At 36.6% G+C, this 16410-nt stretch carries 17 protein-coding genes; 7 read left to right on the plus strand and 10 right to left on the minus strand.

Annotated features, from left to right (window positions below):
• Positions 1-4 precede the first annotated feature (4 nt).
• The 4 genes from EWU22_RS09920 to EWU22_RS09935 are packed head-to-tail and all read right to left on the minus strand — an operon-like array spanning position 5 to position 2646.
• Positions 5-970, minus strand: coding sequence for an isopenicillin N synthase family dioxygenase (locus EWU22_RS09920; protein WP_130925399.1), 966 nt, complete (start codon positions 968-970; stop codon positions 5-7).
• Positions 971-973: 3 nt separating this feature from the next.
• Positions 974-1681: a superoxide dismutase gene (locus EWU22_RS09925; RefSeq protein ID WP_130925400.1), complete on the minus strand. Its 708-nt coding sequence runs from the start codon at positions 1679-1681 to the stop codon at positions 974-976.
• A gap of 17 nt (positions 1682-1698) precedes the next feature.
• Positions 1699-2304 (minus strand): recombination mediator RecR, encoded by a 606-nt coding sequence (gene recR / locus EWU22_RS09930; protein WP_109325069.1) that lies wholly within the window; start codon positions 2302-2304, stop codon positions 1699-1701.
• 9 nt (positions 2305-2313) lie between these two features.
• The gene (locus EWU22_RS09935) at positions 2314-2646 is read right to left on the minus strand and encodes an ATP-dependent Clp protease adaptor ClpS (protein WP_130925401.1); all 333 of its coding nucleotides are present in this window, start codon (positions 2644-2646) and stop codon (positions 2314-2316) included.
• A 63-nt stretch (positions 2647-2709) separates the two neighbouring features.
• Here EWU22_RS09935 and EWU22_RS09940 point away from each other — a divergent pair, with 63 nt between their 5' ends.
• A complete protein-coding gene (locus EWU22_RS09940) occupies positions 2710-4146 on the plus strand; it encodes a sodium:solute symporter (protein WP_109323172.1) in 1437 nt (478 codons plus the stop codon).
• Positions 4147-4202: 56 nt separating this feature from the next.
• Here EWU22_RS09940 and EWU22_RS09945 read toward each other — a convergent pair whose 3' ends face one another.
• Together EWU22_RS09945 and EWU22_RS09950 are read right to left on the minus strand one after the other, a co-directional pair.
• Positions 4203-4766, minus strand: coding sequence for a YceI family protein (locus EWU22_RS09945; RefSeq protein ID WP_130925402.1), 564 nt, complete (start codon positions 4764-4766; stop codon positions 4203-4205).
• A 134-nt stretch (positions 4767-4900) separates the two neighbouring features.
• Entirely contained in the window at positions 4901-7612 is a 2712-nt protein-coding gene (locus EWU22_RS09950; RefSeq protein WP_130925403.1) for a bifunctional YncE family protein/alkaline phosphatase family protein, read from the minus strand.
• A 247-nt stretch (positions 7613-7859) separates the two neighbouring features.
• On the opposite strand from EWU22_RS09950, the gene EWU22_RS09955 reads away from it, so the two are divergent.
• From EWU22_RS09955 to EWU22_RS09975, 5 genes are all read left to right on the plus strand, one after another.
• Complete coding sequence (locus EWU22_RS09955) at positions 7860-8393, plus strand: hypothetical protein (protein WP_130925404.1); 534 nt, start codon at positions 7860-7862, stop codon at positions 8391-8393.
• 300 nt (positions 8394-8693) lie between these two features.
• Entirely contained in the window at positions 8694-9356 is a 663-nt protein-coding gene (locus EWU22_RS09960) for a M41 family metallopeptidase (RefSeq protein WP_130925405.1), read from the plus strand.
• Positions 9357-9490: 134 nt separating this feature from the next.
• Positions 9491-10228 carry a hypothetical protein gene (locus EWU22_RS09965; RefSeq protein WP_130925406.1) on the plus strand — a complete coding sequence of 246 codons (738 nt, stop codon included), beginning with the start codon at positions 9491-9493 and terminating at the stop codon, positions 10226-10228.
• Positions 10229-10727: 499 nt separating this feature from the next.
• Positions 10728-10901, plus strand: coding sequence for a type II toxin-antitoxin system RelE/ParE family toxin (locus EWU22_RS13515; protein ID WP_231962873.1), 174 nt, complete (start codon positions 10728-10730; stop codon positions 10899-10901).
• Between the two features lie 129 nt (positions 10902-11030).
• Positions 11031-11315 carry an addiction module antidote protein gene (locus EWU22_RS09975; RefSeq protein ID WP_130925407.1) on the plus strand — a complete coding sequence of 95 codons (285 nt, stop codon included), beginning with the start codon at positions 11031-11033 and terminating at the stop codon, positions 11313-11315.
• 285 nt (positions 11316-11600) lie between these two features.
• Here the strand turns inward: EWU22_RS09975 and EWU22_RS09980 are convergent, their stop codons facing one another.
• Together EWU22_RS09980 and EWU22_RS09985 are read right to left on the minus strand one after the other, a co-directional pair.
• Positions 11601-12131 carry an alginate export family protein gene (locus tag EWU22_RS09980; RefSeq protein WP_130925408.1) on the minus strand — a complete coding sequence of 177 codons (531 nt, stop codon included), beginning with the start codon at positions 12129-12131 and terminating at the stop codon, positions 11601-11603.
• Positions 12110-12931, minus strand: coding sequence for an alginate export family protein (locus tag EWU22_RS09985; protein ID WP_130925409.1), 822 nt, complete (start codon positions 12929-12931; stop codon positions 12110-12112). Before EWU22_RS09985 ends, EWU22_RS09980 begins: the two co-directional genes overlap by 22 nt.
• 282 nt (positions 12932-13213) lie before the next feature.
• Between EWU22_RS09985 and EWU22_RS09990 the strand changes: the two genes are divergently transcribed.
• Positions 13214-14647: a Gfo/Idh/MocA family protein gene (locus EWU22_RS09990; protein WP_109323181.1), complete on the plus strand. Its 1434-nt coding sequence runs from the start codon at positions 13214-13216 to the stop codon at positions 14645-14647.
• Positions 14648-14708: 61 nt separating this feature from the next.
• On the opposite strand, the gene EWU22_RS09995 is transcribed toward EWU22_RS09990, so the two are convergent.
• Complete coding sequence (locus EWU22_RS09995) at positions 14709-15089, minus strand: PH domain-containing protein (RefSeq protein WP_109323182.1); 381 nt, start codon at positions 15087-15089, stop codon at positions 14709-14711.
• Between the two features lie 70 nt (positions 15090-15159).
• The gene (locus tag EWU22_RS10000; RefSeq protein ID WP_130925410.1) at positions 15160-16344 is read right to left on the minus strand and encodes a helix-turn-helix transcriptional regulator; all 1185 of its coding nucleotides are present in this window, start codon (positions 16342-16344) and stop codon (positions 15160-15162) included.
• Between the last annotated feature and the right edge of the window lie 66 nt (positions 16345-16410).

Below are 16410 nucleotides of genomic sequence, written 5' to 3' on the forward strand. Positions count from 1 at the left end.
GGGCTTATTTTTTCAAACCTAATTCAATTAAACGCTCTGTTAAAAACTCTCCAGCGCTCATATCGGTATACATTTTAGGATTTTCTACAGATACACAGGATTCCAAACAAGTTAAATCCATTTCCGATCTAGGGTGCATGAAAAAAGGAATGGAATAACGAGATGTACCCATTTTCTCTCTTGGTGGATTCACTACACGGTGAATCGTAGATTTCAAATGATGATTTGTCAGTCGATCCAACATATCTCCCACATTCACCACCACTTGGTCTGGCAAAGCAGTAATTGGAATCCATTTTCCATCCATACGTAAAACTTCCAAGCCTTCAGCAGATGCACCCATCAACAAGGTAATCAAATTGATATCTCCATGGGCAGCTGCACGAACAGCTCCTTCTGGCAAAGCATCTGGATTAGGAATCGGGAAATAATGAATGGCTCTTAAAATGGAATTCCCATTTTTCACTTTATCTTCAAAATAATCCTCAGGTAACTCTAAATACAAAGCAATCGCTCTTAAAAGTGATTTACCAGCATTTTCTAAGGTTTGATAAGCTCCAACCGTATATGTCTCAAAATCGGGATATTCCTTGGGGAAAATATTTTCTGGATATTCACTCCACACTGAATCTCCATCGTCTTGATGTTTCTGACCCACATGGTAAAACTCCTTCAAATCAGGCACTTTAAATCCCTTAGCAGTTTCCTTACCTTTTCCTACATATCCTCGCTGTCCCGCAATACCGGGAACTTCATAGGCTTGTTTTAAGGAATCAGGTGATTGGAAAAATTGCTCAACTTCTTGATATAATTTTTTTGTAAAATCATCTGAAAGGCCATGTCCTTTCACCGCAACGAAGCCAATCGTATTAAAGGCATTACCTAAATCCTGAACAAATTTGGCCTTTCTAACTGGATCGCCAGAAGTAAATTCGTTCAAATCCAAAGAAGGGATTTCTTCTAATAACATGTTTTATTTTTTTATTGATGAAAATTGCTGAGATACAAAATCCCAATTGACTACATTCCAAAACGCCGTAATATAATCAGCTCTTTTATTTTGATATTTCAAATAATAGGCGTGTTCCCAAACATCTAATGCTAAAATAGGTGTACCTTTTACTTCTGCCACATCCATTAATGGATTATCTTGATTGGGAGTTGAACTAATGACCAATTTCCCATCTTTCCAAAGCAACCAAGCCCAGCCAGAACCAAATCGACCGGTAGCAGCTTTTGCAAATTCGCTTTTTAGTGCATCTAATCCACCTAAATCTTTCTGTATTTGTGCCAAAAGATCTGCACTTGGCTTAGTGCCTGTAGCTGGTCCAATCAATTTCCAAAAAAAGCTATGATTCCAGTGTCCACCTCCATTATTGCGAACAGCTACGGGTAATTGACTCATTTGACCCATCATTGCCTCTAATGATAAAGAAGCAGCAGGAGTTCCTGTAACAGCTTTATTTAAATTATCAACATAAGCTTTATGATGACGATCATGGTGAATTTCCATCGTCAACTTGTCGATATGCGGCTCTAAAGCATCAAATGAATATCCTAGAGCTGGCAGGCTGAATGGGGCTGTTTCAAGAGAGCTTTGTGCTCGAGATGTGAAACTAGGTAAAACAATACTCGCGCCTAAAAGCCCGACTGTTTTTTGCAAAAAATGTGATCTTTTCATGAGCGTAGAAAAATTGTTTATTCATAGACTACTCGGCCGACAATACTTCGCCCAAGGGTAATTTCATCCGTATATTCCAAATCACCGCCAATGGGAATACCACGAGCAATGGTGGAGATTTTAATAGGAAATTCTTTTAATTTTTTTGTCAAATAAAAAGCGGTAGTATCGCCTTCCATGGTTGGACTAAGCCCTAAAATCACTTCGGTGACTTGACCCGTACCTACCCGTTGGATAAGAGAATCTATTTGTAAATCACTGGGAGAAATACCGGCTAATGGAGAAATAATACCTCCAAGAACATGATAAAGACCTATAAATTGACCTGTATTTTCAATGGCTAATACATCACGCATATCCTCCACGACACAAATCAGACTTTCTTCTCGCTTATGACTATTACAAATTCCACACAAACCTCCATCTGAAATCATATGACATTGTGGACAGAACTGAGTCTCTGTACGTAATTGAACTAGAGCGTGTGCTAATTGCAAGGATTGCGATTCAGGTCTTTTCAATAAATGAAGAGCTAGGCGCAATGCTGATTTTTTACCTATACCCGGCAATTTCGATATTTCTTCTACCGCTTGTTCAATGATCCGAGAAGGGTAATTGTTCATGGCCATAAGCTATTGATAAGACTCTATTTCAGCAGAAATACCTCGTCGACATATTTCATTTCGCATACTAACTAATTCATCAAAATCTCCTGATTTAACTCCACATCTCCCTCTAAAATGAATTTGCAAGGTACATTGCTCTGCTTGTTCTGGACTATGCTCACATACCTCCATCAGGGTAATAATGACATAATCAAAGGAATTAACCTCATCATTATACACCACCAACTGATGAGATGCTACAACTTCTTCGTCAAAGGCCACCTCAACATCTTCTTGATGCTTTTCTTGGTTTTGAAAAGAAATACGAAAACGAGAAATGTTATCTTCCGAGAATTCCATATTTTTGATACGATTTTAAAAACGACCTCTTAGCAAATTTAAAAAAAATCCTTTGAAACACCTATGTCTGTAACTTTAGCCGGAGGAATTCTTGCCATCTATTTTGGCCTTCTTTTAATCATCTCCTACATTACTTCCAAAGGTGCAGATACACATGCATTTTTTACAGCCAATAGACAATCTCCTTGGTGGTTAGTTGCCTTTGGGATGATTGGTACTTCCATTTCTGGATTAACTTTTATTTCTGTTCCAGGAGCTGTAGGTAAAACTTCTTTTACTTATTATCAATTAATCTTAGGGCATTCATTTGGTTATTTAACCATTGCTCTCGTTTTAATGCCTTTATATTATCGACTAAACCTAATTTCCATCTATGGATATTTAGAAAGTCGATTCGGATTTTGGTCCTATAAAACCGGCTCTGCCTTTTTCTTATTATCTAGAACCATTGGCTCCGCTGCCCGTTTGTATCTGGCTGTTAATGTCTTACAAATCGCTATTTTCGCTCCTATTGGGGTTCCTTTTGGCTTGACAGTGTTTATTTCCATCTTGCTGATTTGGCTGTATACTCACCGTGGAGGAGTAAAAACAATCATCTGGACAGATACCTTACAAACCTTATTCCTACTGATCGCACTATTTATTACCATCTTTTTGGTAGGTCAACAAATGAACATGGGATTCATGGATATGGTTCACACCATTTCAGATAGTAAGTATTCCCACATGTTTGAATGGGATTGGAAAAACACCCATTTCTTTGGAAAAGACTTCCTGGCCGGGGTTTTTATTGCTATTGTAATGACTGGGCTTGATCAAGATTTGATGCAAAAAAACTTGACGTGTAAATCCATCGGAGAAGCGCAAAAAAACATGTTTTGGTTTTATTGGGTGCTTCTATTAATCAACCTTTTATTCCTTTCTTTGGGTGCCTTATTATACATCTATGCGCAAAGCAAAAACATAGCCATTCCTGCACAGACCGATAATTTATATCCCATGCTTGCCTTAAATGGGCACTTTGGCACCTTAGCGGCTGTTACCTTTTTACTCGGGATCATTGCAGCCTCCTATGCCAGCTCTGATTCTGCTTTGACAGCTTTAACCACCTCTTTTTGTATTGATTTCTTAAGAATTGAGAAGTTTCAAGAACAAAAAAGACATAAAATCAAACATTATGTTCACTTAGGCTTCTCCGCTTTATTTTTCGTGGTCATTGGCTTGTTTCATATTTTCAACAACCAAGAATTGATTTCGGCTGTGTTCAATTTGGCTGGATATACCTATGGACCGCTATTAGGTCTATTCTCCTTTGGTTTATTCACCAAAACTCAGGTAAAAGACAAATGGGTTCCAATTATTTGCGTAGCCTCCCCTATCATAACCTTTTTACTAGAATGGCAATCTCAAGCTTTATTTGGAGGTTTTGGTTTCGCTAAATTGATTCTCAATGGCGCTATCTGTTTTGCACTACTTTGGGCTATCCGAATTAAAAAATAATAGACAATAAAAAGGGCGACCTAGGGCCGCCCTTCTACTAGAACTTGGAATAATAATTACTCTTGAATAAACTCGCCACTTGCGCGTAATTCAATATCTTCTCCAACCATAGCTGCTGGCATAGTTCCAACACCCCAAGCAGTACGATTGATAGCACCTGATGCTTTAAAACCAGCTACTTTTTTACCTTGACGGTTAGTAGTAGTTCCGTTTAACACTAAATCTAATGTAACAGGCTTAGTAACACCGTGCATGGTTAAATCACCAGCTACTTTATATTTACGATCAGCTACTTTACTGATTGACTTGCTAGCAAATGTCAATGTTGGAAATTTAGCCGCATCAAAGAAATCAGGACTTTTTAAGTGCGTATCACGACGCTCATTGTCAGTAAATACAGTATTTACATCGGCAACAATATTGAATTTTGCATCTGTAAAATCATCTTTAGCTGAAGTCATCGTTGCTTCAGTAATTTTAAATGCACCTTCTACATCTGAAATAGATAAGTGAACAACACTAAATCCTAACTTAGAGTGTGATTTGTCTACATTCCATTTTTGAGCTTGTGCAGATATTCCACATGATAAAAGAGCAATAGCTAAAAGTAATTTTTTCATATTAATATTTTTTAATGGGTTAATTATACGACTCGAAACTACCATTAAATAAGACAAAAGCAATTAACAAATCAAAAAATCGTCTTGGATGAGGAAAAATTTGCGACAAAAATCCAAAATCCTGCGAAAAAAGTCTACTTGTCTTCTAGGCTTTTATAATGTTCCTTGCGCATTTCCTCTACATTATCCATCTCAACACGCTTTTTAATTTTCTTCCAATCAATGTTCTTATTGTATTTTTTCATGGTCACCTCTGGCTGAAAAATTCGACGGTCTGGGAATACAAAATCAACGGGACTAAAATCGGGTTTTTCAGTGAAAAAATCATCTAATAAGGTAGCTGTTTGATCATAATGGTTCACACTTGGAACACCAAAATTGGTATAGATCAAGCGCAATAAGGATCCAAAATTGGCATGCTTGTGAGATACATAATTACGCTTCACATAGGGTCCAGCCATCATTAAGACACTTCGGTGAGCATCAACATGGTCTACTCCTCCTTGTGGATCATCTTCGGTAACGACGACCAACATATTTTTCCAATATGGAGTCGTTGACAAGAAGCTAATCATTCTAGCTAATGCCAAATCATTATCTGCCATAAAGGAATGATTGCTTACGTATCCATCTTCTGGTCTTGGGTCCGCACCATGGTCATTGGGTAATTGAATCGTCACCACAGAAGGCATTTTTTTCTTTCCTTTCAGCCACATCTTGGTAAATTCTGATTCAAATTGCTCAGCACGAAACATATCCGGAATATCCGTATTGAAACCTGCATAATTATGACTCGTATTCTTCCACAATGCTTTTTGCATTGGCACCATGACCACATGGCCTGCTCCTGTTAAGGTATCAAACCACTCTTCTCTGTTATGTGCCGTTTCATTAGCCTCTCCAAAATTATAAAAGGAAATATTTTTGCGCTCTAAGGCCTCCCATAAACCACCCGCTTCCGCATAATCCTCAGGATCAATACTTCCAGTGGTACCTGGATGTCTTCTGCCCGGCGCTTTTGAGAATATTTTGGCTGACTTACTGACACTTGAGTTCGCTTCTACCCATTCATTGGGGATTACTCCTACCATCCAGTGATGTCCATGAATGGAGGCATCACTATCACAATAAAAATTATCACTCATGGCAAATCGCTTAGCCAAAAGCGTATGATTAGGCATCACGTTGACATTATGGTAAGTTGTTTTCAAAGAATCAGGCAATACCACTGTCTGATTTAAGCCATAGCGTGCAATGGTTGAATCGCCATTGGCACCTTTAAATTGACCGAAAATCTCATCATAAGTACGATTCTCTTTCGTGATGTAAACAATATGCTTAATCGGAGATTGGGCCTGCTTATTTTTGTCTAACGACAGGATTTTGTTCCCTCTCCCCTTACTTGAATATTCTTGGTAGGTATTATTCTTTACTTCTTGTGTATAAGCTGCTAATTGTGCCTCATTCGGCATTTCAATCGTTTGGAATGTACCCAATTGAATATCACCTACATAAGAGCCTTGTTCAGGTGCCTTAAAGTCTTTACCGCCATTGGGTCCTGCTCCATAACCGCGACAAGTCGTCACATAAAGCGTTTTCTCATCTGCAGATAGTCGAACGCGCGTTGGGCCCCAACCCGTTGGTATAAAACCTTTGGTTTTTTGACTTGGAATATCAATAACTGCCACGGCATTTAAACCTAATAATGTCACATACAAGGTTTTTTCGTCTTTGCTCAGGCATAAACCAAATGGCAAATAACCTCTTCGCTTATCTAAAACAGCATTTAGCTTAATCGGAATATGCGATTTGATTTGTCGAGTCGCGTAATCCAACACCGCAATATTATCGTTAGTAGCATTACTCACATAAGCAAATTTTGAACTGACAGCCAATGAGTTGGGACTAGATCCGCCCACTACTTCCATCTCCTCCACCATTTCGCCTAATAAAAAGCCTGGTTTGTATTTTTTAGTGATTTGATTTGTCGACAAATTAATCTGAAAAATACTCATGGATTCATCCGAGTTAGGATCCCCTACCCCTGGGATCTTTTTACCCATGATTTCAGTTCCTTCACGAGACTCTTTCGTGTCGTTGGCATAGGGATGCCAAGGAATGTGCTGTGATTGCAGATTGGCTAAGGTGGTACCTTCGATCAATGGGTAAGAATACATACCTACATTAGCTACAAAAGCAAATTGATGATCAGGACTTAATGAAATACCAAAAGGTTGACGACCCGTTGGAACCACACCTACAATTTCACCGGTCTCCGCTTTCATGCGAACCATCCTGAAATTGGCCCGATCCAAAACCAACAATTCATTTTTTTCTGGCAATAGAACTAGGTCTGAAGTAAAGCTATCATCAAAATCATATCCTATAAAGCTTCCATTTAGGCTAAAGGTTTTTAGGACTTTTCCTGTGGATAATTCAACGACCAATACATTGCCTGAATCGCCCCCACTTAAGTAAATCCATTCACTATTGGGTGAAAATACAACGCCCAAATAGGTACTTTTTCCGTAGGGTGAAAGCTTGGAAGGTGTGCCGTAAGGAGGAAAACGTTTAGAGATTTGTTTTTCTAAATCAATGCGGGTAAATGCACCATTGTGCAAGGTTACGGCCCATTTCCCATCTGGACTAATGACCATACCGAATGGATCACTGTTGATGCGAAGCGTTTTTCCGGCTGGTTTTACTAATCGACCAGAAGGTAAAACAGAATAACCATGGATGTCAATTTTGGCTGGCAAATCTCGCCCGGGTACTTCTAAAATTGTTTGTGCGCTAACTTGAAATACGCAAATAGAAAGAAAAATAGATTTTAATATGTTGTTCATAGGTTTAAAAAATTTAACGAAGGTAAAACTCTTATCCTTAAGCTTAAACAATTATGTATTAAAATATGATGAAAAAGTCAATATGCTTTGGTTGATTATGTAATCTGTATAAGCTTCAACTCTCGCTTCGATAATTGATAATACTTGTTATATTTGGGTTTCTCGGTGCCTTATTAGCGAATATATTTGAGCTTTGGGCTTTGGGGTGAAAGATATATTAGTGGTAATTCAAATAAACCTCCTGTTAATGAAAGATTTAATCAAATACTTTAAAAAACACGTAATATTTATAGGTACACCTTTTTTATGTTATTTTACCTTTAAAGTATTTTTAGCAACAGAATATAACAGTTTTGAAAAATACAGTTTTGGTTTTGGTTGTTTATTTTTTTTTATTCTCTTTATAAGTACTTTATATTTCTTGACATATCATACTGAAAAAATAGATGAACATCAGAATAACAGTTCAGGAAGGCGAAAGTTTTTAGCTCATACAATGGGAGTTGTTATTTTATTATCTCTAACATTTGCTTCTTATTATTGGTGCATTTTCGATTACAATAATTTAAATTTCACAAACGTTTCTGCAGAAAAAGAATATTTAGATTTCATATTATACAGTTTTGGCATTTTTATAATGAATAACACAAGTCAAATCCAAGCCAAGACTTTTTATGCTAAATTTTTTGTTGGAACTGAAATGTTGGCAGCATTCATAACTTTAATTTTAATTTTAGCGAATTACAAAGATTTGAAGGACGAAAGTTTAAACAAAAAGTAAGAACTGCAAGTAAAAGCAATAATCATCTAAAATCTTCTGTTAGGTTTCTATGGTTAAAACAGTTAGTTGTCTTTAAAAATAGACCCACGTAAAACGAAAAGCATCCAAAACATTCAGTTCCCTCTTTGATAATTTATAAAACATATTATATTGATTTTACTTAACTCTTTAGCGCCAATACACCCATTTTCACATATATCTACGCTATAGTGTAGGGTGTATATTCTAATTAGCAGCCACTTTATTACAACCGTTTTTCATAGACATTTTACAAATAGAATAGACAATTAGTAGATTTAAATGGCGACAGAACAACAAAAAAAGGATGCAATTCACGAAAGTGGACACGCTGTAATTGCAAAACTTTTTGACGATGACTTTGAAGTGAAAAGTATAACTCTTTCACCCAATATATATGCGGCTCATACAGACACTACTGACTGGAGAGGAGGAATCCATTTAAAACCAAAACTTAAAACATTGCAAACCCCGACATTAGAGAATAAAGACAAACTCATAATTTCAATGTGGGGAGGTTTAGCAGCTCAAAATATTTTCATTAAGGGACACGATAACATAAGAAATAATCTCAACACTTATTTGGCTAAACCAAATTTATTGGACCTTAATGGTTTTATTGGTGACTGGGAATTGACATCCGAATACATTACCGAACAGACGCAAATTAGAGAAATTAGTTATGATAAATATAGACTCGGTTTTTTAGATTTTACTTTTAATTATCTATTGCTTGACAAAGTATGGGAGACAACAGAATCTTTATCTGAACTTGTGCTCAATAGCCAAAACTTAACAGTTACACAAAAAGAGATAGAGTATCATTACCGTAACACTGGTTTCACCAAATACCTTTATAAGAATAAGACATGTATTCTTAATAAGCGGTATAAGGTTTCGGTTTACAAAAAACTAATTTATTACTTGAAATCCATTTTGCAATGACAGACAGAAAAGTGGCTGCTAACACGGGTTTTGCATCAGCCTGGTGACGTGTGCAAACATGGAGCTTTGTGCTTCTATTCAAGTTCAGTGCTGGTTGACAGTTTTGTGCTCCGAAAGCCGCCACTGCGCCAAGCATGGGAACGTTAACAGAAAGCAATTTATCTTATCAAAAAGCTACAAAAATGACTAGAAAATTAATTGAACATATTCCTATATTAGGAGCTTTAATCATCATTTTAGGTATAATCAAGTTGCTCATCTTTTATAATTGTTTTGACCTTCCAATTAAGTACTTTGTTGGTCTCACAGAAATTACAATAATAATTGCAGAAGATATTTTACTCTTTATTTTAATTTATTTTATATTATTGTCAGTTGAAATATTGATAAAAGATAATATAAAAAAAGAATTCACGCTTTTTTCTTCAAAAGATAAAGCAAATTTAATTCTTAGCATATTCGTCCTTGTAGTGAACGTTGGACTTTTAATATGGAATTTACAAGAGAAAGAATATTACAGACAGATTGTTAATTCAGCTTACACATACATTTTCTTGTTTATCACTATTAGACAAACCAAATTCATTAAGGAATACCTTGAAATGAATAAAGAGTTTTCGTTTTTTTTACTTTTTTTGGCGTTGACATTATTACATGTTACAATTACGACCTCAAAAGAACTTAAATTAGTGATTAATGGAAAATATGATGGGACTAAAATTGTGACAAATGATACTACATACATTTCAAGTAAGTCATGTTATTACATTGGACAGACAGACAAATATTTATTCATGTATCAACCTCCCAAACGCTGCATAATTTTGCCTACCTCAACAATCAAGCAAATTGACTTTTATATTGACAAATAAAATAATGCCTTCCGCTGTTCGACATGTTCCAAAGGCCTCTGCTGTTCGACATGTTCCGAAGGGTTATGTCGAACGACAGAGGAAAGGGATTTTTAATCTCAGACATATCCCCATACATCATAAATAATCCATTAAACTGATTTCTTCTAACCATTATCAGTTTACAGATTACTATTGTTCATTTGCTGGTTTATTTTTGAAAACAAAAAAACCGCAATTTGTCCATTTGATCTGTAACCATGACTCATGCATATTCCATTCAAGACCCGCAAAGTCAATATTATATAATTCTGACGTTAGATATGCCCTTCGGTTTACACCGAAACGTAGAGAGGTGAACATGTCGAACAGCTGTGTTCAGTTGGCTGAGGCACTCGAAGCCAACGTTTAAAACTGAGACTTTCGCTTTGGCTGAGGCACTTGAAGCCAACGTTTAAAAAGAATTTGCTAGTTAACTTATTAATCATAATTTTGTATCCAACTGGATACATTTGAAATAATGTACTTCATTGAAAAAACAACGGAATTTGATAAGTGGTTTAAGAAACTAAATGACATTAGAGCAAAAGCAAAAATTTTGTTCCGAATTCAAAAAATAGAAATAGACAAACACTTTGGAGATTGCGAACCTGTTGGAGATGGAATTCAAGAACTGAAAATAAACTACGCATAAGGTTACAGAGTTTATTTCAAAGAAATTGATCAGAAAATAATTATCCTACTTATGGGAGGCGATAAATCGACTCAACAACAAGACATTGAAAAGGCAAAAGAAATTTGGAAAAAATTAAAAAAATAGAAAATGGAAACGTCAAAATTTGACATTGCAGATTATTTGGACAACAACGAAATGATTGCTGAATACCTAAATACCGTTTTGGAAGAAGGCAATGAGGCTGATGTTATTACTGCAATTGGACATATTGCAAAAGCAATTGGTATGACCAAAATTGCAGAAGAAACTGGGATGAGCAGACCTAGTTTGTACAAAGCGCTGTCGGAAGGATCCAAACCTCAATTTTCAACAATAATGAAAGTTTTGAAAGCAGTTGGAGGACAAATACATATACATCCATTAACCACATAAAAATCGAATGCACAACAGCCAGTTGGCTGAGGTTCTCGAAGCCAACTTTAAACTTAGTATTACAAATCCCTTTTATCTCTCGTAGTTGGCTGAGGTTCTCGAAGCCAACATTTAAAACTGAAGCTCTCTGAGTTGGCTGAGGCACTCGAAGCCAACGTTTAAAACTGAGACTCTCGTTTTGGCTGAGGTTCTCGTGGTTGGCTGAGGTTCTCGCTGTTGGCTGAGGCACTCGAAGCCAACAAAACGCACTCGCTTTGGCTGAGGTTCTCGAAGCCAAAAGCATTATTAAAACTTATACGCCGCCCGAGTGGCCAAATATTGAACATCTTTCCCTGGTCCTGTTTCCTTTAAGTAGGCACCAGCAGCACAATAGCCCAATTCAAATTGAAATGCCAAGTGTTTATTCGCAAAATAATTGGCTTCCAAGGCAAAAATATCTGCCACTCCGCTAGCATTGCTTTCAATTTGACGCCCTATGACAGGTAACAATGCCGACATATTGGGAGTAAAAATACCATCCCGTAAACTGGCTCTTTGAACAAATGACGCTCTTAAGGTTGTCAACCATTTGTGGTTATCGCTATATCGAATATAAGGGCTTAAATTCAAGGTATTTGTGATGTTCAAAGACACCGTCTGGCCAAAAGGTGGTCTGGAATATAATGTATTGAACGTATTTAGCTGTTGATCATGGTTGGAAACATCACCAGGGACCCAATTACCACTAAATCCAACATAAAAATTCCGCTTCCATTCATAATTGAAATCATACACAAATAGAAATGCTTGAATGCTCAGATCATTGAAATGCCCCAATGACCTGCCATTTCCAAATCATAATTAAATGTCTTCTTCTCGCTATACCAGCGTGTTCCCAAGGTATTTCTCGCCTCCAACCCTTTCTTTAAATAGTATTCCCTCAAGGAACTTTCCATGAAAAAATAATAAGCATCAAAAAAGTCTCTTTTGGAAGAAAATGTATGATTCCAGATCGTACCAGAAACCACTTCAGAAGAACGTACATCATCAAAAACACCCGTATTTTGTTTCATCGGATTAGCCAAAAAAGCATCTATTTTCTGATTCCCTTGATGCCATTTGAGTGTTGCTCCATAATAAGGCTGCCTCGTATTGGGTCCTTCCTTAAGGGCCATTAATCGCTCTAAACCCCAGGTATATTCTTGTTTACCTAGTCGCAAGGCTAAATTGGGTTTAATATTCCATTCCAAAAACGCTTGATGCAACGACAAGGCATTTTGATCTAATGTAGATGTAAATGGATTATCATTTAAAAACCGAAGTGTATTATTTAATTGAGTAAATATTCGAAATGATGGACTAATTTCCCAATTAGCATGCAACATCACCCGATGCATGATTTGATGTGGGTTTTCTGTCAAAAAATTATCCGGAACATCCCCAAAATTGACATGCTGATAGGACTGATATTGTTCTCTCCACTCCCCACCAAAACTAATGGTCGTGCGCCGAACGAAGGGAATATACTTTAACGACTCATCCCAAGTCTTAAATCGATTGGTATCTAGTTTTAAATAAGAGAAATTATCATCCTGACGCATTCTGGCAATGTTTTGGGCCAAAATGTTGGGTATCACGAAACTAAATAATAGAAGAAAAACTAATAAACTTCTTTTCACAAAAAACGAAAAAATAAAGAATGGAATAAATCCAGATTCAATGAGGGCGCAAATTAGGTAAATTAAATGGGCTGACTATCCTGAATAGGATAAAATGGAAAGAAGCAAAAAATGCCGCTCAATTTTACCTAATTAAATCCAAATACAGATAGAAATTATTCTATTTTACTCTATATTGGCTTACTAAATCCTACAGGATTGATTTATCCGTTCATCTAAATACATTAAAATACATAGCTCATGAGCATTTCAAGAAGAAGTTTTTTAGGTAAGAGCGCGCTGGCTGCAGGTAGCTTTTACATTGTTCCCCGACATGTATTGGGAAAAGGTTATCGAGCTCCAAGCGATAAATTAAATATTGCGGGAGTTGGTATCAATGGAAAAGGTTTATCCGATGTCAATAATGCCTTCAATGAAGGTGTCAACAACATTGTTGCCCTATGCGACGTGGATTTAACCAGAGCCAAGCCTTTATTTGAAAAATATGCCAAAGCAGGACAATATCAAGATTGGCGTGTTATGTTGGAAAAAGACAAGAGTATTGATGCGGTAACTATTTCTACTCCTGACCATAACCATGCGGCAATTGCCATGGCGGCCATGCAATTAGGTAAACATGTGTATGTACAAAAACCCATGTCCCATAATATTTTTGAGGCACGTACGATGACAGAAGCAGCTAGAAAATACCAAGTTGTTTCGCAAATGGGTAATCAAGGAGCATCTAGCCCTGGCACACAACAAATTGTTAAGTGGATCGATCAAGGTCTTATTGGAAAGGTTCATACCGTAAACATTTGGACAAACCGTCCTATTTGGCCACAAGGTATACCTGTGCCAACGGGTCAGCACGCCAAGCCTGCCGACATCGATTGGGATGTTTGGTTAGGACCAGCCTCTTTGATTGACTATAACCCTGCTTATCATCCATTTAAATGGAGAGGTTGGTGGAATTTTGGTACAGGTGCATTGGGTGATATGGGATGCCATTTAATTGATGGGCCTTTCAGAGCTTTAGGCCTAGGTTATCCAACTGAGGTGGAGGCTAGTATAGGTTCTGTGTTTATCAGTGGAAACCAACCAGAATACATTCCTGAGGGTTGTCCACCATCTGCTTCTATCCAATTGAAATTTCCAGCTTCTAAAAAGAATAAGTCGGCCGTAACCATGAACTGGACGGATGGAGGTTTACGTGGATTCCACCCAGACCTAATTCCTGCGGATGATCCCATTGGAACAGCAGATAACAGCAATGGTGTCGTGATGATTGGTAGCAAAGGTGTTTTAACACATGCTACCTATGGTTTAGAACCACGTATTTACTTAAATAATGGGGATAAAATTGAAATGCCTAAACAAGAGCCCAACAACTTAAAAGAATATGGACATCAGGCCATGTGGGCAGAAGCTTGTAAGGCAGGATTTAATTCGAAAGAGCATAAAGAATTAAGTTCTTCATTCGATTATGCTGGTCCATTATCTGAAACGGTATTGATGGGTAATTTAGCGATACGAAGTTATACTCTTCGTACTCCAATTCAAGGTCAAGCGAATCGCTTCACATATCCAGGCCGTAAAAAGCTACTTTGGGATGGACAAAATATGAAAATCACCAATTTCGAAGATGCCAATCAGTTTGTGAAACGCGAATACCGCGCAGGCTGGAAATTGTAATTTCTTTTGAAGTATAATAGAAAGCATGGCCCATAAAGCCATGCTTTTTTTATGTAAGATTTTATTTCAGAACGTGAAAAGCCAATACTTTTTGGACCTCATACACATCAACTGATTTATTGAATTGCTTAATAATACTAGGATTGGCCTCTCCTGATATCCAAATTTTCAATTCAGCATCCAATTCAAATGTCCCAGCAGTTTCTACGCTGAATCGAGATATAGTCTTGTAATTGATGGATTTATACTCCGTTTTAGAACCTGTAATTCCTTGTTTATCTATCAGAATTAAGCGTTTATTAGTAAAAATGAAGGTATCTCGAAGTAATTTAAAGCCAATCTCGATGGCCTCGCCATCAATTAAAATTTTGGCATAATCCTTTTGTAATTGATCTGCTGAAACCGAGCCAGCATTCCCCAAAATGGCAGAAAATAAACCCATATTAATTAGTTAAGTTGAAAAATGAATAGAACAAATGAACTGATGGTTACAATGTAACCATAGAGTGAAACTAATACAAAAATTCAGAAAAATACTGCCCTGGCGACACTCCTTTGATTTTCTTAACTGCCGAATTAAAACTTTGGCGGGTTCCAAAACCAGACTCCCAAGCCACTACTTCTAGTTTATAATTTTTCCATTTGGGATTTTCTCGACATTGTTCTTCTGCATACTGAATGCGCCAGGTATTGACATAATCGGAAAAAGACAAATTCATTTCAGACTGTAAAGCAATTCGAATCAAACGAGGTTTAACTTTAAGTTTACGAGCTACTTCAATTAAGGTTAGTGTCGGTTTTAAGAAAATCCTTTCTGTCTCAAAATAGCGATTCAAAGAACCCAATAGAGCCTTTTCTTTTTCATTTCCAGAAATAATCTTAATAGAAACATCCTTATTATTGACTAATTCTACTGGGCCATCCATCCTATGATATGCTTGTTGCCATATCAAGCCCTTCAAGGTTGGACCATATAATAATTTAGGATTAAACAGCATAAACAACATCATCAACACATATTCAATCAAGTAGAAAAAATCTTTCCAAGGTAAGTTGATTTGTTTTTCTCCTGGGTAAATCAAATTGTAAATAATCAAACCCATGACAATGAACTTCAAAACCATGTTAAAAAACAACCAATAGACAATCAATAGGTTATTTTTAATGAATGTTTTAGATGCTGATTGATAGTAGGCTAGTAAATCATAAAAACCCCAACCGATATAAATAAAAAATGAAGTGAATCGGATGTATAAATGCATTTTCATCGTAATCCAGCCATATTTTGAATGGATGGTATAGATGGTATTTTCGGAAATCATTTCTTTGATTTCCATAATTTTATACTCTGTTGGTAAAATATAAAAGGGGATATATTCAATAACATGAAGCGCAAAAGGCAAAAAATGCAAGAACAAAATTGGCCTAAATTTTCTTTCTGGGTAAAGTAGAAATTGCTGAAACAAATAATACAGAGGCCCGATGGTCAACATCAAGGGGGAAACTGTTCTAAAAAAATGCGGATATTCTAATAAATACTCTGGTCGAATGTAATAGTTCAAAAAAGTCTGTAGACCTAAGACAATAAACAAAAGCCCTAAAAACTTGGTAGCTACAATACCTTTTTTGAAGAAGAAGGATCCTCCAAAGGCAAAAAAAACAAAGCAAAGATAAAATAAGTAATCTATGGGTGCCATGGATATCTATTTCTTGGATGTTTGTCTCTTTTTTATTTGAATTTATAATAAACGGGCTAATTAATA

Origin of the sequence: Aquirufa nivalisilvae, from assembly GCF_004307455.1 — a bacterium.
Lineage (GTDB): Bacteria > Bacteroidota > Bacteroidia > Cytophagales > Spirosomataceae > Aquirufa > Aquirufa nivalisilvae.

Coding starts and splice junctions, on each gene's coding strand:
- EWU22_RS09975 (WP_130925407.1), top strand. CDS start 11,031: ATGGAAACGTCAAAATTTGACATTGCAGATTATTTGGACAACAACGAA.
- EWU22_RS09940 (WP_109323172.1), top strand. CDS start 2,710: ATGTCTGTAACTTTAGCCGGAGGAATTCTTGCCATCTATTTTGGCCTT.
- EWU22_RS09920 (WP_130925399.1), bottom strand. CDS start 970: ATGTTATTAGAAGAAATCCCTTCTTTGGATTTGAACGAATTTACTTCT.
- EWU22_RS09955 (WP_130925404.1), top strand. CDS start 7,860: ATGAAAGATTTAATCAAATACTTTAAAAAACACGTAATATTTATAGGT.
- EWU22_RS09945 (WP_130925402.1), bottom strand. CDS start 4,766: ATGAAAAAATTACTTTTAGCTATTGCTCTTTTATCATGTGGAATATCT.
- recR (WP_109325069.1), bottom strand. CDS start 2,304: ATGAACAATTACCCTTCTCGGATCATTGAACAAGCGGTAGAAGAAATA.
- EWU22_RS09965 (WP_130925406.1), top strand. CDS start 9,491: ATGGGAACGTTAACAGAAAGCAATTTATCTTATCAAAAAGCTACAAAA.
- EWU22_RS09995 (WP_109323182.1), bottom strand. CDS start 15,089: ATGGGTTTATTTTCTGCCATTTTGGGGAATGCTGGCTCGGTTTCAGCA.
- EWU22_RS09960 (WP_130925405.1), top strand. CDS start 8,694: ATGGCGACAGAACAACAAAAAAAGGATGCAATTCACGAAAGTGGACAC.
- EWU22_RS09935 (WP_130925401.1), bottom strand. CDS start 2,646: ATGGAATTCTCGGAAGATAACATTTCTCGTTTTCGTATTTCTTTTCAA.
- EWU22_RS09925 (WP_130925400.1), bottom strand. CDS start 1,681: ATGAAAAGATCACATTTTTTGCAAAAAACAGTCGGGCTTTTAGGCGCG.
- EWU22_RS09990 (WP_109323181.1), top strand. CDS start 13,214: ATGAGCATTTCAAGAAGAAGTTTTTTAGGTAAGAGCGCGCTGGCTGCA.
- EWU22_RS10000 (WP_130925410.1), bottom strand. CDS start 16,344: ATGGCACCCATAGATTACTTATTTTATCTTTGCTTTGTTTTTTTTGCC.
- EWU22_RS09950 (WP_130925403.1), bottom strand. CDS start 7,612: ATGAACAACATATTAAAATCTATTTTTCTTTCTATTTGCGTATTTCAA.
- EWU22_RS13515 (WP_231962873.1), top strand. CDS start 10,728: ATGTACTTCATTGAAAAAACAACGGAATTTGATAAGTGGTTTAAGAAA.